Raw genomic sequence first — 15,189 nt, 5'->3', positions numbered from 1 at the left:
TTTACCGGCCCCGGTTATGCGTCCGCTCATAAAGCTGGCGAACGATTGTGCTCGCCGTCTTCTCGAACAAAAATGGCAAAATTGCATGAATCAGTGCTGCAAAGGCCGCACAAAAAAGCTTGAACGAAAAACGTCCGGCAAAGGCCATATGTTCAAAATAGGTCTCGTCAACCGATTGAGGGTGCTCGGTGAAGAGGCGCGTGATGCGAGTGGTCATTGGAAATACTCCCGTCAATGAGTAAGTTGTTCCCGTTATACGGCGCATATCGCGCCTTTCTGGAAAATAATTCTAGCAAATGCATCTGAGATGAAATCTCAAAATATCCTTGATAATTACCATTTATTGGGACAATCATCCCACTATGAAACCAGTTCTCGACGAAATTGATCGCAAAATCTTGGATGAGCTGCAAATCGATGGCACCCTGTCCGTTGATTCTCTCTCCGAGCGGGTACACTTATCGCGCAATGCCTGCTGGCGGCGGGTCAAGCGCATGGAGGATGAGGGGATCATCAAGGCGCGCGTGGCCCTGGTCGATGCCGAGATGGCGGGTTGCGGCCTGTCCGTCTTCATTCTTGTTCGCACATCGAGCCACGACCCCGATTGGCTGGGCAAATTTCGCAGTGCCATGGGGCGCTTTCCGGAGATCGTCGGGGTTTATCGCATGACCGGCGATCTGGACTATGTGCTGAAGGCGCGCGTTTCCGACGTCAAAGCCTATGACCGGCTTTATCAGCGGTTGATTGCCAGCGTTCCGCTGTCAGATGTTTCGGCTTCATTCGTCATGGAAGAGATCAAGGAAACGACTGCGGTGCCGCTGGAACGGGATTAAATCCGCTGCGAAGGGCAGCTCATAGTGTAAAAGCATGATCCTGTGCAGCACTATCATTGCAAAACGCCAAATAGACGGTACACCTTTCATTGGTTTTCACGTATGAGCGTCGCCAATTTAGAGCGCATCCTGAAAAGTGTGAAACGGTTTTCAGACAAGATGCGCGATGAAACAATGTCTCGCAGGCCAACTGAATTCTTGCAGGAAAGGCTCCCTCATGACCGCAGCTTCCTCTTCCGCGCCAACGCTCGGCATCATCCGCCTCGAACACGCGAAAGGCCTTGAACTTCCGGCCTATGAGACATCGGGTTCGGCTGGCATGGACCTGCGTGCAGCCGTTGCCGAAGATCGCCAGATCGTTCTCCTGCCGGGGCGCCGCACGCTGGTGCCGACAGGGCTGATCTTCGAAATTCCCGAAGGCTTTGAGGTACAGATTCGCCCGCGTTCGGGCCTTGCCTTCAAGAACGGCATCACCTGCCTCAATACGCCCGGCACAGTCGATTCCGATTATCGTGGCGAGGTGAAGGTTCTTCTCATCAATCTGGGAGATGACGATTTCCGCATTGAGCGCGGCATGCGTATTGCGCAGGCTGTTTTTGCACCTGTCGTCCAGCCGAAGGTTGAAGAGCGCACGAAAGTAACCGAGACGGCGCGCGGCGCTGGCGGCTTCGGTTCGACCGGCACGGCGTAAACAAACAAATCGCACGAAAAAGCCCGGTTCGCCGGGCTTTTTTATTGCCTGTTTTTTACTGCGTCAGCGCCGCACGCTGGCAAAGAACGCCAGTGACCTGAACGTCAGCTTGTCCAATCTTGATACCCAGCATATCAAGCAATCCGAAAATCAGACCATCCACCGGCGGTCCCAACGGCGTGAGCAATATGCCTAGAAGCTGAGTAAGCCCTCCCAAAGGTAATGGCAGAATGCCGATCAGCACGACTTCAAGATCGAGGCCGCTTATCAATCCACCAAATAGCGACCCAACAAGCTTGTTCGTATCCGCCGTCTGTACCCGTTTGGCGGCGATATCGGCAGAAGTGAAGGTCTTGATCTCCTGTTTGGGATTACCAAGAGGCAATTCAACGCGTCCGCGAAGCTCGGCAACTTTGAGAAACAGTACTTTCACTTCAGCAATGGTCGTCTTTTTGACAACTGGTGTTTTGCTGAAATTCCTCATCAAATCCGTATCCGTGTCGCCGAGATAAACACCAGCCACACCCGGTTTGACACCAAGTTTGACCGTGGCACTTCCCGGTCCCTGCGGGCAGCTTATACTTTTGAGTTCGGCTTCTCCGCTCGCCACATCAATAAAGATAGGCACGTGAACATTGGCCAGATAGGAAACAATACCGTCATTGCCGACCTCAAGTGCCAAAAGCAGACGTATCTGTGCGGTGCGTACCAAAGTGCCTGCCCCTCCCACAGCGAAGAAAGGCGTCTGTTGGGCCGGCTCTCCAACGGCGATATCCAGCTTGAGCCCGACAAGACCGGGCAAACCGATCTCGGAACCAAGCTTGACTTGATTTCCCCCGCCCAACATTGCCGCTGCAGTTATCATCTGCAGCACATTGGCAGTGACATTGTAGTTGTTGGACGATCCGAGTGATGCGTCAGCTATAGATCCAAGGCCCAGCAATTTTCCAATCGGCAACTTCGTTTTAAGCGCCCCGGTGTTTTTCCCGAGGAGCGACAGGGCAGCCTTTGCTGTTGGATTATTCGTTATGACCTCCGCCATAACGCTGGCGAGCGCGCCGACAGATACATTTGTATCAAGCAGACTCTGGTATGTGCCTGCCGTCAGATTCACTTTGGGCGATATGGCAAGTTCATCGAGAAACTGCAGCAGATTGATATCGGTTGCCGCAAGAGCGTTATAGTCCGCGAGCTTCAGATTGAGGGTGGTCCCCAGGAACCCGCCAAGAAGACCGTTTAACGCGCTGTCTGTCGTATTCAGGCTCAACAATCGCGAACCGATCGAAAATGCCGCCTCGGCCTTTGTCGCCGCCATGCCGGTAGCCCCAAGCGCGGGACGATTGAGGAATGCCTGACCGAAATAGAGATTGCCCGGACGCGCCAGCCGGACGCGAACCGCATCGGGGCTGGCCCCGCCAGCCACGAAACGGTTCTCAACCGCACGATTCTTGTCGGGAAAGTAATTGCCCTTCTCCACCCAGACACGGGTCTTGTTATCGGCCTTTCCGTTGACCACGGACGGATCGTAAGCGCCTGTCATCAACACCGGATCAAGACCGTTTGCCTGCAATTGTCGCAACACCGCATCATTGGCCTGCGAAAGGGAAGCTGCGCCCGCAACGGCGGCAAAATCAGCCATGCTTTGCAGCTGGCGCCGCTCCAGAAACAGCGAACTTGTGTCTACGCAGAATGCCGCTACCGCCAGAAACAGTGGAGATACCAGCGCCGCCATCGTCGCCAGATTGCCGCCCCGCGCACGCAGGAAACGCGATACCAAACCCCGCATATCGAATGCCCCCACCCCTTAGTCAGATTCCGCCAAGCCTTATTGTCGATGCCCTTGTAATGGTCGTGTCCGGAAGCGGCAGGCCCGTCATCAGGTTCCAGATGGGCAGGTTTTGCGCATTGTAGCGGATCGTCACCGTGAACTGGTTCGGGTCCGACTGGGCATTGTCGACATTCACCTGCATCTTCGCCGGATCGATCAGCGAATATTTTGCCGCGTTTTTCTGGATGTAGGTTGTCGCCAGCGTCAGCCGCTCCGGAGGATCGATACCCGCCAGCGCAGTGCGCGTGGCGTCAGCCGCAAGCTGCTGCACGGCATTCGCCACGCCCAGATAAAGGCCGAAGGCGATCATGCCCATCAGTATCAGAAGAAAAACCGGCGCCAATATTGCGAATTCGACCGCTGCCGTGCCGCTTTTATTTCGCTTGAAAAATAACAATGTAGGTATTCTTCGGTGCAGGCTTGAAAACCTGTCCGATATAAATGAAAACCTTTTCCGCCCCATAATAAGGTAAGCCATTTGCCCTCCCGTCCAAGAGCATCGAAACCTTATTTCCATGTCAGTCTGAAGCAACATGCATCATGCATGCGCCGACCATCCGCCTTTGCGGACAAGTCACGTTTTAAATTCTTCCGTCTACTTTCAGATGTGATTTCCCGATCTTATTTAATCAGGAGATAATTTAAGAACACTTAATTACTGCAATCAGTTTGTTTCTAATGGAAAATTCCGAAAGAATAACCGCAAGTTGTATATTGGTGCCAACTTGGTTCGCTTCATCGCTTGCTGTCGTGCGGCGTCCCAAAGGAACCGGGAGGCGTCCATCCCTTTGTGTCACCGGCAATTATTGCATGACAAATAATTAAGATGAAATCCTGAGCTTTCAGGGATAGATATCCCGTCAGCGATCCATAGTGGGCAAGTATTGTCTCGCTTTGGTTGCATACGACAGAGAATATGCGGGACATATTGATAAATCTCCGGAGATCGGAGGTTCTGAAAGCTAGAGGGTTTGACGGTGCTTACAACTTCCGATTCTTCCAAAACCGGGCAGCGGACGGCACCTTCGCAGAAGCGCACGCGCAGCAAGGGGCGCCGTTGGTGGCTCTGGCTGGTCATTGCGGCAATCGTGGCTGGCGCGGGCTGGTATTTTTACGGATCAGGCCAGGCAGACGGCCAGAAGACGAGTTATCTGGCCGAGACAGTCACACGTGGCAATATCGAAAACGCCATTACCGCCGTCGGCACACTCAGTGCACTGCGCAGCATCAATGTCGGCGCGCAGGTTTCCGGCCAGCTTAAAAGCGTGAAAGTCGAAGTGGGCGATCAGGTCAAGCAGGGCCAGCTTATCGCCGAAATCGACCCGTCACCCTTCGAGAAAAAGGTGGAAATCGCAAGCGCGCAGCTCGACAATCTCAAGGCACAGCTTTTGAGCAAGGAAGCCCAGCTAACGCTCAAAAAGGCCAATGCGGCGCGACAGCGTTCGCTTCTGGCCACGCGCGGCGTATCCCAATCCACCGTCGATCAGGCCGATGCCGATCTCGCCATGGCCGATGCGGATGTGAAGGCGCTCGGCGCGCAGATCCGCCAGCAGGAAGCCCAGCTTGCCAGCGACAAGGTCGATCTCGGCTACACCAAGATCTACAGCCCCATGGAAGGCACGGTCGTCGATCAGGCCGCCAAGGAAGGCGAAACGCTGAATGCCGTGCAGAGCGCACCAACCATCGTGACCGTGGCCGACCTCAAGGTCATGACCGTGGAAGCGCAGGTTTCGGAAGCCGACATCGGCAGGCTGAAGCCCGGAATGCCGGTCTATTTCACCTTGCTTGGCCAGCCGGAGAAACGCTTTACCGGCACGCTGCGCCAGATCAAGCCGACACCTGCGACCGAGAACAATGTCGTGCTCTATTATGCACTGTTCGACGTCCCGAACCCGACCGGCGAACTGATGATCAATATGAGCACGCAGGTCTATTTCATTCTTGATGAGGCGAAAGACGTATTGATCGTCCCCTCCTCCGCTCTGAACTACAAGCGCGAAGGCCCCCAGAACCAGAAAGGCAAGCCGCAGATTTCGGTCAAGGTCGTCAGCGACAACGGCTCGATTACCGAACGTCAGGTTCAGATCGGCGTGCGCAATCGCGTGCAGACCGAGATCAAAAGCGGCCTTGAGGAAGGCGACAAGGTTATCGTCACCAGCGCTTCCAGCGGAGCCGAAGCCGCCGCAGGGCAGCGTGGCCGCAGGCCCGGCATGCGCCTGTTCTGATGAGCCGCCTCATGACCAACACGCCGCTCATCAGACTGGATGATATCCGCAAAACCTATCACAATGGCGACCTTGCCGTTGAGGTGCTGCACGGCATCACGCTCGATATTCAGGCCGGGGAGTTCGTCGCGATCATGGGCGCGTCCGGCTCCGGCAAATCGACGCTGATGAACATTCTGGGCTGTCTCGACAGTCCGAGCGGCGGACAATATCTGCTTGATGGCGAGGACGTGTCGACACTGGATACCGATGCGCTGGCAGCATTGCGCCGCCGAACCTTCGGCTTCGTCTTCCAGAGCTATAACCTCATCTCGACCTCGACCGCACAAGAAAACGTCGAAGTGCCCGCAATCTATGCGGGCCTGCCCGCATCGGAGCGCCATGCACGCGCCGCAGAGCTGCTCAATTCGCTGAAGCTCGGCGACCGCCTCGATCATCGCCCGAACCAGCTTTCCGGCGGCCAGCAGCAGCGCGTTTCCATCGCCCGCGCGCTCATGAATGGCGGGCGTATCATCCTTGCCGATGAGCCGACCGGCGCACTCGACAGCCAGAGCGGCGAGGATGTGATGGAATTGCTGCGCTCCATGCACGCGCAGGGTCATACCGTCATCGTCATCACGCATGCCCGCGAAGTGGCTGAACGTGCCGATCGGCTGATCGAAATCCGCGACGGCCAGATACTCTCCGATACTGTGAAGCGCGCCATTCCCGATACGCAGGCGCCGTTCCGGTTGCAGGAGAGCCTTGAAGGCAATTCCGCCCGCATTGCCGATGTTTCGGAAGCGGTCAAGATGGCCATGCGCGCCTTGCGGGCCAACATCTTCCGGACAATTCTCACCCTGCTCGGCATCATCATCGGCGTCAGTTCCGTCGTGACGATGCTCGCCATCGGCACCGGCGCGCAGAACTCGATTCTCGACCGCATCAATGCGATGGGCACCGATCTCATTCTGGTGCGTCCCTCCATGGCGGGTTTCCGCGGCACAGGCTCGATAGCGACACTGGTTCCCGAAGATGCCACTGCCATTCTGGAACTGCCGAACATCAAAACCGCCGTCCCCGAAGTCACCGGCACCGTGACGCTGCGCCGTGGCAATGTCGATTATCAGTCGCAGGCAAACGGGACTGTTCCTGCCTTTTCCGAAGCCAAATCGTGGAAGGTTGCCACCGGTGATTTCATCAGCCAGAGCGATCTGGATAATTATGCGCCCGTCGCAGTGCTGGGCAAAACGGTCGTCAACACGCTGTTCCCCGATGGCGGCAATCCTATCGGGCAGTATATCCTGATCCAGAAGATTCCGTTTCAGGTGATCGGAACTCTTGAACCGAAAGGCGCAGGCTTTGGCGGTTCGGATCAGGACGATGTGGTGATCGTACCGCTCTCCACCGGCAATTTGCGACTGTTTGGCCAGAAATATGTGCGCACCATCACCGTACAGGTGAAGGATTCCGACCTCATCAACACGACGCAGGAACAGATTCAGGACCTGCTCGACCAGCGCCACAAGAAGCAGGACACGATGATAACCAACATGTCGTCCATCCGCGAAGACGCGACGGCAATGGGCAATACGATGACGCTGTTTCTGGGGTCCGTCGCTGCAATCTCGCTTCTGGTCGGCGGCATCGGCGTCATGAACATCATGCTGGTGAGCGTGACTGAGCGCACCCGCGAGATTGGCGTGCGGATGGCGACCGGCGCAAGGCGGCGCGATATTCTGCTGCAATTCATCACCGAGGCATTGACCGTCTCGGCCATTGGCGGTGCATTTGGCGTCGTGATCGGGCTTGGCGCTGCGGCCATCGCTGGCTGGGCCGGTCTTTCCGTCGGCTATAGTGTCGGGCCTGTCCTGCTGGCCTTCGCCTGCGCTTTCGCCACCGGCCTGATCTTCGGCTTCCTGCCTGCGCGCAAGGCTTCCCGCCTGCTCCCGGCTGTGGCACTGTCTTCTGAATAACCAATACAAACCGGAAGGCAGTGCAGCGATGATTCTCCTCAAGCGAGGCCTGCCCGTCGCAGCCATAGCGCTTGCCGCGGTAGCTGCGCTGACGCAGCCGGGCCGCACGGAGACCTGCAACCGCCAAACCTTTGAAAATACAGACTACACCATCTGCCATGCAAAGGCGGATGGCGCGGGCTTGCATCTGTTCTGGAAAAATGGCGACGACGAGCCCTATCGCAATTTTTCAAAAGTAGCTGACGCTGCTGCAAGTCGCGGCAAGACACTGGTTTTTGCGCTCAATGCCGGCATGTATCAACCTGATTTTTCGCCGATGGGCCTCTATATCGAAGATGGCCGCGAGCTCCGCCCGGCAAGCAAAACAACGCCTGTTCGTGGGTCCGGTCCGGTGCCTAACTTCTACAAGAAGCCGAACGGCATCTTCTATCTCGGCGACAAGGGCGCGGAAATCCTGCCGACAGACCGTTTCCTGAAACAAAAGATCAAGCCGCAACTGGCCACCCAGTCCGGGCCGATGCTGGTTATCCGCAACAGGATCAATCCGATTTTCATCGTCGGCTCAACCGACAAGACCCGGCGCAGCGGCGTCGGTGTTTGCAGTGGCGGCGCGATCCGATTCGCGATCAGCGAAGACGCGGTCAATTTCCACGATTTCGCAAAATTGTTTCGAGACCATCTCCAATGCCCCAACGCCCTGTTTCTCGACGGCGGTGGTGGCGCTGGCATTTACGTTCCAGCGCTGGGACGGAATGATGTCTCGTGGCACGGCGGTTATGGCCCGATCTTCGGTTTTGTGGAGTAATGTTGAATCGGCAGGAAATGAAAAGGCCGATCTGATTTTCAGACCGGCCTTTCAGATCATCGCGCTGACGACTATTCAAACTTCATAGGCACCAAAACCGCATTCCGAGGCTGAGCGATAGCAGCGGGAGGAGCGGGCAAAGGTGAAGCTCGTTTTGCTGCCTCCAGTGCAAGCTGGTCCAGTTTCGGGTTACCTGATGAGCCCGACAGCTTCGCCGAAAGGATATTTCCAGAAGGGTCTACGACAACATAAAGCTGCAAGACACCCTTGGCATCTCTACCCAATTGACGCTTAAGATATCGGGTATGTCTCATCATGTGCGAATAGAGCTTGGATTTCCACTTGTTGGAGACTACTCCCGACTCGGCAGCGTTCTGCCCACGTCGATTCGCCGTTGCTTTGGCTCCGGCATCGGCATCCATACGCGGCGCTGCCGCCTGACGGGTTTCCGGCGCTTTCTCGGCCTTCTTGGGCTTGGGCTTTTCGACCTTGGGCTGCTTCGGCTTTTCCGGCTTCGGCTTCTCGACCTTTTTCGGTTCGGGCTTCGGCTCTAGCTTGGGTTCCGGTTTTACTTCCGGCTTTTCGACCGGCAGCGGAACAGCCACTTCGGGCTTTTCAGCCTCGACCACATCCGGAATGACTTCTTCCGGTTCCTGAACGGCTTGTGGTTCCGGCTCAGGTTCGGGTGGCGTCACCTCTTCCGGTTCAGGCGGTGTCGGCTCTTCCTGCGCCGGTTCCGGTTGCGGGGCCGGTTCCGGCTCAGCCTGTTCCTGCGGTGCTTCAGCCGTTTCCGGCTGGGCTTCTTCCGCAACCTGTTCTTCCATCGGCGCTTCCGGCTCCGGCGCAAGTTCCACCACCATGGCGGCAACCTGTGTGCCATCGGGCTGGTCATCTTCCTGTGCCATATGAATGGCATAGGCACCGGCGGCATGAACTGTCAGAACAAGGATACCCGCGCCAAGCCAGCGCCCCGCATCATGCCAGAAGGAATGATGATGAGTGTCAGCCGAAGCCACCTTTACAGGAGGATGGTCGGGCGGAAGTGCATTCATTGCGCGGCTCCCTGCGCTGCGGGAGTTTGCGAAGCGGGTGCCGGTTGTGCAGGCGCACCGGCAGGTGCTGCTCCGCTCTGGTCGGCGCCAATGGTTTCGAGACCGACCAGCGCAATCTTCAGATAACCGGCTTCACGCAGAAGATTCATCACGCGCATCAATTCGCCATAGCCGACATTCTTGTCGGCACGCAGGAAGATGCGCGCTTCCTTGTTTTTCTCCGACAGGCCGTCCAGCGCCACACCAAGACGCTCGCGGGCAACCGTATCATTGCCGACACTGATGCTGAGATCGTCCTTCAGCGTCACATAAAGCGGCTTGTCGGGGCGCGGTGCAGGTGCTGCCGTCGAGGCAGGCAGATCCACCTTCACATCCACAGTCGCCAGTGGTGCAGCCACCATGAAAATGATGAGCAGAACCAGCATGACGTCGATGAAGGGCGTCACATTGATCTCGTGGTTCAGCTCGAGATCGTCGCTGCCGCCTTCGCGAACTTTACCAGCCATGGTGCCTACTCCGCTGCGTGCAGCGTGCCTTCACGCACACCGGCCGTTCTGAAATCGAGGTCACGGCTGACAAGGCGCTCGACCCCTGCCGAAGCATCGGCCAGCAGCGACCGGTAGCCGGTGATGGAACGGGCGAACACATTGTAGATAACCACGGCAGGAATAGCGGCGACGAGGCCGATGGCCGTCGCGAGCAACGCTTCGGCAATACCCGGCGCCACGACAGCGAGGTTCGTCGTCTGCGCCTGGCTGATATTGATGAACGAATTCATGATGCCCCACACCGTGCCGAACAGACCGACAAACGGCGCAACCGAACCGATGGTCGCAAGAATGCCGGTGCCCTTGGAAAGACGGCGTCCAGCCTTGGCCTCGATGCGCGACAGGCGCGACGAAACACGCTCCTTGAGGCCTTCGCCACCGGCGCGCGCCAGCGCAGGCCCCGAAAGGCGAACCTCATCTTCTGCTGCACGGACCAGAATTGCACCCGGCCCCTTGGCGCCCTCCAGCGAACGGACAGCTTCGGCAAGCGTGGCCGAATGACCGATAACTTTCAATGCCTTGGTAGCACGGCGGCGCGCACCGGCCAGTTCAAGCGTCTTGGCGACCCAGACCGTCCATGTGGCGAGCGAAGCCAGTGCCAGACCGATCATCACGGCCTTCACAACCCAATCCGCAGCCATGAACATGCCCCACGGCGACAGGTCGTGTGGGAGGATCAAACCGCTCTCGCTTTCAACCGGCGCGGCGGCAGGAGCAACCGTCTGGGACTGGATCAGTTCAGGCGAAGGTGCTGCGGCAGCAGGTGTTGTCGCGCTCGGCGCTGAAGCGGCGGCAGGTGCTGTATTGGTTGGTGCGGGACTGGAAGGCACCTCTGCGGCGGGGGCGGCCGGGGCATTCGTCGATGGGGTTACGTCCTGGGCCAATGCAGAAGCCGCACCCAGCAAGCCGATGCCCATCGCCGCAGCCATGAAGCCTTTTCGCCAGAAACCAGTCATTTTGATCGCCTTTTGATTGTTCAAATCCGCGCGCACATGACTAAACCTTCATGCAGGCCGTCGCGCCGCCTGTTGGGCCTCTTCTTAACTCCCAATAATATGATGACGCAAGTCATGTTTTCATTTTAGGGGCAATTTCGTCATGTAATCCAAGGGCAGACGAACATTTTTCGGCTCTCGCCTTTTTGCCAGTTGCACAATCGCGCCAAATCAGACCTGATAGGGTTAACGAAGCGCCTGAGGGTTGGATTTAAAAGAAAATTCCGGGTGCGCGGGAGGAAGTGCGGTTCCGGCCAAGCCGGGTTCTGGAGGACATGCCAATGATGCTCAAGGATATCCAGACGCTTGAACATGCGGCGCGCACCGCCATGGCGGGAAATGACGATCCGCTGCCGGTACAGCAGCGTTCGCTGAAGCCTACACATGTCGGACTGGCCTTCATCATGCTGGCCGGAGCGGCTTATTTGCTGCTCGCCTGAAGCAAAGCATTTCAACCCAGAAGAGCGCTCGCCCCATTTTTGCCACATGGAAACCACGTGTTTCACAATTTTGACGCCTGAATAACACAGAGTTTGAGCGGAACTGAAACCGTTTCCCCTCGTTTTTTCTCCTGTTGACGGCGAGATTGCCTCTCGCCTTCGGTTTGCCTTAATTACCGACAGGAGTTTCCATGAAAAGACTTCTCGCCTCTACGGCTCTTGCCGTGCTGATCGCACTGCCCGCTTTCGCGCAGGATGCTTCACCGGTTTTCTCCGACCAGAAACAGGAAAAGCCGGTTGCCAGCGAGAACGGATATTTCGTGGCATCGCCCGGTCAGTTGCTGGTGTCGGGCTTTGTCGGACAGGCGGTCTATAACGGCCCTTCCAACGATGCCGCGAATATCGGGACGGTCAACGACATGATCCTTGGTGCCGATGGCAGCCCGCAGGCGATTGTCATCGGAGTCGGCGGCTTTCTCGGCGTCGGAGAAAAGAATGTCGCAATCGGCTTCGACCATCTATCATGGGTGGTTCGCGATGACGGCAAGCGCTGGCTGATCGTGGACGCGACCAAGGAACAGCTTGAAAAGGCACCGGCATTCGACCGCAGCGCTGCCTTCGAGGCGGATGGCGCGCCGCGCGCCGACCCGCCTGCCGCCGCAAAGACGATCACCACGCAGAAGGCGGACAGGGTCATGCCCGATGGCATGAAGCCGGTTCCCTCCGAAGGACTAAGTGCGGACAAGCTGATCGGCGCAACGGTTTTCGGCGCGGATGAAACGAAGATCGGAACGGTCGGCGATGTTCTGATGACTGCCGACGGACAGACCGAGGCCTTCGTTGTCGATGTGGGCGGTTTCCTTGGCATCAATTCCAAGCCGGTGGCTGTTTCCATCGCCAATCTCGACGTTGCGACCGGCAAGGACGACAAGGTGAGCGTCTTCACACAGTTCACCAAGGAGCAGCTACAGGCGCAGCCTGCCTATTCGGACGCAGCCTATAAAAAGGACCCGGAAGGCACGATTCTTCACGGAGAAGCGGAGTAAGGCAACGATCTTGGCGGAAGCATTTCCTGCCATGCTTCCGCGCCCTGCGGCCACTTATGCCAGGGCGCCGAGATGCTAACGCATCACGCCCTGAAAATGCTCAATCGCCGCACAGGCTTAACCAAAACTCCATGAGTCAAACTCATCAAGTTTCGGCATGACTCCACCATTTACCATGACTTGCAACAACCGGCGGGTCTTGTTGCCGCTGATGGCTTTGCGTGCAACCATTAGGCCAGCCGCACGTTATCCGGACAACCCATTCGAACGACAACCAGAGAATAAACAGGAGAGCTGATATGGCGCGTGCATCCGCGAAAACGAGCAAGATCGAAGAAAAGATCGAGGAAGCGCTGACCGATGCCAGCACGGAAGACCTTCAGGCACAGGTCGAGCAACTGAAGGAAGACATCGCTGCCATTGCGGCAACACTTGCCAATCTCGGTTCGCAGACAGTCCGCGACGCAAAACGCAGCGCGAAGGAAACCTACAAGAGCGCCTATGTTCAGGGCGAGGACGCCATCGACGATCTGCGCAACAAGGCGCAGGATGTTGAAGCCCAGCTGACGGCAACGGTGCGCGAACGCCCGATTGCCGCACTCGCCACTGCGCTCGGTGTCGGCTATCTGCTGGCCCTGCTCTCGCGCCGCTGAGGCGGACCATGCTGAAAGCTCTCATGCCCCTTTTGGCCGCAATGGCAGGCGAGGAATTGAAATTCGTCGCGGGTCAAACCAAACGTGCGGCGATTTTCGGTGCGGCCATCGCCGTCTTCGCGATCATTGCGATCACCTTCTTCTGCGTCGCCGCCTTTCTGGCACTGGCGCAGAACTATGGCGGGCCGCTGGCGGCTCTCATCCTCGCTGCATTGTCGCTGATCTTGGCGCTTCTCATTCTCGCAGTCCTGAAAATTCAGGCTGCATCCGAGGCCAAGAAACGCAAGCAGAAAGTGGAGGCCGACAAATCGGCAATGGTGGCGACGGCTGCAATCGCAACCGTGCCTGCCATTCTCAAACGGCCCATACTGGCCGCCGCCCTGCCGCTTGCAGGCATCGCTCTGGTCTCGCTGCTTTCCGACAAGAAAAAGCGCCCGCCGCAGAGTTGACCGCTTGCTGACCGCTTCCCGTCATAACAAAAACGCCGGCTTCATGTCGGCGTTTTGTTTTCCCACTTTGTCGACAACGATAAGCTATTTGCCATTTGACGTTTGAAACGAGGATTTATATCGGAAGGGTATCAAACATCACATTCAATCGACTAGAGACGACAGACGAACAATCACCCTGGTTCCGACGCCGTCGTCGGTCTTGCAATAGACAGGCTTTTCGCCGAACTGCATGCAAAGCTGTTCGATTACCAGCGTACCGAGACCGTTCTTTTCAACGGATTTCTGATGGTCCTTGTCGAATCCCACGCCATCATCCTCCACGACCAGCACCGGAACCGCATCGTCACCCGGCTTCAGGCTGATCCGGATATGCCCTTCCGGGCGTCCCTTGAATGCATGCTTGATGGCATTGGTGACAAGCTCGCCCAGAATGATGCCGATTGTCGTTACATCGCGCGCTTTCAGATCCAGCGGCGCGAAATCGGTCGTGAACTCGATCTTGCGGTCCTGCCCGATGGCGTTGCGAATATCGTTGATGACGGTTCCGAGAAAATCGTCGACGCGCGCCGATTCCATATCCTCGCCCAGACGCAGGCGCCGGTGCGCCGTCGATACGGTCTGGACGCGATCACGAGCGGCGGCAAGAGCGGCACGGGCATCTTCGCTGCGCGTCTGCCGCATCTGAAGGCCAAGCAGGGATGAAACCGTTGCCAGCGAATTGCCGATGCGATGATTGGTGTCCTGCAGCAAAAGCTCGACGCGCTGGCGCTCGTGCTCGGCAATGCGGCGCTCCTGCTCCAGCTCGGCGGTCCGCTCCTTCACGCGCTGTTCCAGCAATTGCTTTTCGGAACGCAGCACCGTCTGCCCCTCGAACATCGACCGCGCATAACGCTGAACGCGGCTGAACAGCAAAAGCGCCAGCATGGCGGCCGAGGCCAGCGCTACAATGGACGTTGCCGTCATCCAGTAGCGCATGCTGTTGATCCGCTTGTTGCGTTCGAGAAGCTGCTGTTCTTCCGCATCGATGAATTGCGTGACGGTGTTGGCAAGCTGATCCATCAGCACCTTGCCCTCGTCACCGCGCACTTTTTCAACTGCTGCCGACACATTGCCCGACTGGGCAAGATTGACCGTCTCGCGCACATCTTCCTGTTCGCGCTCGACCAGCGCGCGGATTTGTTTGACCCGCGCATCCTGCTGCGGGTTCTGGCCCGTCAGGGCTTCAAGATCCCCCAGCGTCTTGTCGACGCTCAAGATCGTATTGCGATAGAGATCGAGATAAGTCTCATCGAGCGTCAGAAGATAGCCGCGACGGCTCATCTCGATATTGCTGGCAAGACGTGCAACCTTGTCGACCTGCTGGCGCAAGGCGTAATTGCGGGAAATATCGACAACCTGATGGTTGACCCCGGACGACAGAAACAGCGTCATGACCGCCGACAGCAGCACAAGGCCGAGCGAGACGATAACCGCAACCGGCTTCGACGACGATTGAAGCAGTTTTTGCAACAAGGCTGATGGCAAGGACGCAACCCACAAACAAACAATCACTTTGCCGACAGGAAATATCAGCAGAAGCTAACCTACAATTGGTTGGATAAAATGCAATCGCTGTGGGCGAAAACAGGCGATGGTTTGGGATTTTAGCAACACAAGCCCCCCTTCC

The 15,189-nt window shown here is 57.2% G+C and carries 16 protein-coding genes; 9 read left to right on the top strand and 7 right to left on the bottom strand.

Annotated features, from left to right (window positions below):
* Position 1 precedes the first annotated feature (1 nt).
* Entirely contained in the window at positions 2 to 217 is a 216-nt protein-coding gene (locus F9K94_RS20030) for a DUF6356 family protein (RefSeq protein WP_006473246.1), read from the bottom strand.
* A gap of 145 nt (positions 218 to 362) precedes the next feature.
* Between F9K94_RS20030 and F9K94_RS20025 the strand changes: the two genes are divergently transcribed.
* Both F9K94_RS20025 and dut read left to right on the top strand, forming a co-directional pair.
* Positions 363 to 833: an Lrp/AsnC family transcriptional regulator gene (locus F9K94_RS20025; RefSeq protein ID WP_151647956.1), complete on the top strand. Its 471-nt coding sequence runs from the start codon at positions 363 to 365 to the stop codon at positions 831 to 833.
* A 217-nt stretch (positions 834 to 1,050) separates the two neighbouring features.
* Entirely contained in the window at positions 1,051 to 1,524 is a 474-nt protein-coding gene (gene dut / locus F9K94_RS20020) for a dUTP diphosphatase (RefSeq protein WP_061348067.1), read from the top strand.
* Positions 1,525 to 1,579: 55 nt separating this feature from the next.
* Here the strand turns inward: dut and F9K94_RS20015 are convergent, their stop codons facing one another.
* Positions 1,580 to 3,310, bottom strand: a complete 1,731-nt coding sequence (locus tag F9K94_RS20015; protein WP_151647954.1) for a TadG family pilus assembly protein — start codon at positions 3,308 to 3,310, stop codon at positions 1,580 to 1,582.
* A gap of 22 nt (positions 3,311 to 3,332) precedes the next feature.
* Positions 3,333 to 3,749 carry a TadE/TadG family type IV pilus assembly protein gene (locus F9K94_RS20010; RefSeq protein WP_109989170.1) on the bottom strand — a complete coding sequence of 139 codons (417 nt, stop codon included), beginning with the start codon at positions 3,747 to 3,749 and terminating at the stop codon, positions 3,333 to 3,335.
* A 580-nt stretch (positions 3,750 to 4,329) separates the two neighbouring features.
* Between F9K94_RS20010 and F9K94_RS20005 the strand changes: the two genes are divergently transcribed.
* Genes F9K94_RS20005 through F9K94_RS19995 form a run of 3 tightly spaced genes read left to right on the top strand, consistent with a single transcriptional unit; the run spans position 4,330 to position 8,337 of the window.
* Entirely contained in the window at positions 4,330 to 5,577 is a 1,248-nt protein-coding gene (locus F9K94_RS20005) for an efflux RND transporter periplasmic adaptor subunit (RefSeq protein ID WP_151647950.1), read from the top strand.
* Positions 5,578 to 5,588: 11 nt separating this feature from the next.
* Positions 5,589 to 7,532, top strand: coding sequence for a MacB family efflux pump subunit (locus tag F9K94_RS20000; RefSeq protein ID WP_235920658.1), 1,944 nt, complete (start codon positions 5,589 to 5,591; stop codon positions 7,530 to 7,532).
* 28 nt (positions 7,533 to 7,560) lie between these two features.
* Positions 7,561 to 8,337, top strand: coding sequence for a phosphodiester glycosidase family protein (locus F9K94_RS19995; RefSeq protein WP_151647946.1), 777 nt, complete (start codon positions 7,561 to 7,563; stop codon positions 8,335 to 8,337).
* Positions 8,338 to 8,408: 71 nt separating this feature from the next.
* Here F9K94_RS19995 and F9K94_RS19990 read toward each other — a convergent pair whose 3' ends face one another.
* Genes F9K94_RS19990 through exbB form a run of 3 tightly spaced genes read right to left on the bottom strand, consistent with a single transcriptional unit; the run spans position 8,409 to position 10,929 of the window.
* Positions 8,409 to 9,389, bottom strand: a complete 981-nt coding sequence (locus F9K94_RS19990) for a TonB family protein (protein WP_151647944.1) — start codon at positions 9,387 to 9,389, stop codon at positions 8,409 to 8,411.
* Positions 9,386 to 9,895 carry a TonB system transport protein ExbD gene (exbD, locus tag F9K94_RS19985; RefSeq protein WP_151647942.1) on the bottom strand — a complete coding sequence of 170 codons (510 nt, stop codon included), beginning with the start codon at positions 9,893 to 9,895 and terminating at the stop codon, positions 9,386 to 9,388. Before exbD ends, F9K94_RS19990 begins: the two co-directional genes overlap by 4 nt.
* Before the next feature lie 5 nt (positions 9,896 to 9,900).
* Positions 9,901 to 10,929 (bottom strand): tonB-system energizer ExbB, encoded by a 1,029-nt coding sequence (gene exbB, locus F9K94_RS19980; RefSeq protein WP_151647940.1) that lies wholly within the window; start codon positions 10,927 to 10,929, stop codon positions 9,901 to 9,903.
* Positions 10,930 to 11,213: 284 nt separating this feature from the next.
* On the opposite strand from exbB, the gene F9K94_RS24490 reads away from it, so the two are divergent.
* From F9K94_RS24490 to F9K94_RS19965, 4 genes are all read left to right on the top strand, one after another.
* Positions 11,214 to 11,372 carry a hypothetical protein gene (locus F9K94_RS24490; RefSeq protein ID WP_167522198.1) on the top strand — a complete coding sequence of 53 codons (159 nt, stop codon included), beginning with the start codon at positions 11,214 to 11,216 and terminating at the stop codon, positions 11,370 to 11,372.
* A gap of 191 nt (positions 11,373 to 11,563) precedes the next feature.
* The gene (locus F9K94_RS19975; protein WP_151647938.1) at positions 11,564 to 12,418 is read left to right on the top strand and encodes a PRC-barrel domain-containing protein; all 855 of its coding nucleotides are present in this window, start codon (positions 11,564 to 11,566) and stop codon (positions 12,416 to 12,418) included.
* Between the two features lie 299 nt (positions 12,419 to 12,717).
* Complete coding sequence (locus F9K94_RS19970; RefSeq protein ID WP_061348058.1) at positions 12,718 to 13,071, top strand: DUF883 family protein; 354 nt, start codon at positions 12,718 to 12,720, stop codon at positions 13,069 to 13,071.
* 8 nt (positions 13,072 to 13,079) lie between these two features.
* Positions 13,080 to 13,520 carry a phage holin family protein gene (locus tag F9K94_RS19965; RefSeq protein ID WP_061348057.1) on the top strand — a complete coding sequence of 147 codons (441 nt, stop codon included), beginning with the start codon at positions 13,080 to 13,082 and terminating at the stop codon, positions 13,518 to 13,520.
* Positions 13,521 to 13,664: 144 nt separating this feature from the next.
* Here the strand turns inward: F9K94_RS19965 and F9K94_RS19960 are convergent, their stop codons facing one another.
* Positions 13,665 to 15,047 carry a sensor histidine kinase gene (locus F9K94_RS19960; protein WP_061348089.1) on the bottom strand — a complete coding sequence of 461 codons (1,383 nt, stop codon included), beginning with the start codon at positions 15,045 to 15,047 and terminating at the stop codon, positions 13,665 to 13,667.
* Between the last annotated feature and the right edge of the window lie 142 nt (positions 15,048 to 15,189).

This window comes from Brucella tritici (assembly GCF_008932285.1).
GTDB lineage: Bacteria > Pseudomonadota > Alphaproteobacteria > Rhizobiales > Rhizobiaceae > Brucella > Brucella tritici.
The sequence above is the reverse complement of the archived record's forward strand: the minus strand, read 5'-3'. Positions and strand labels throughout refer to the sequence as shown.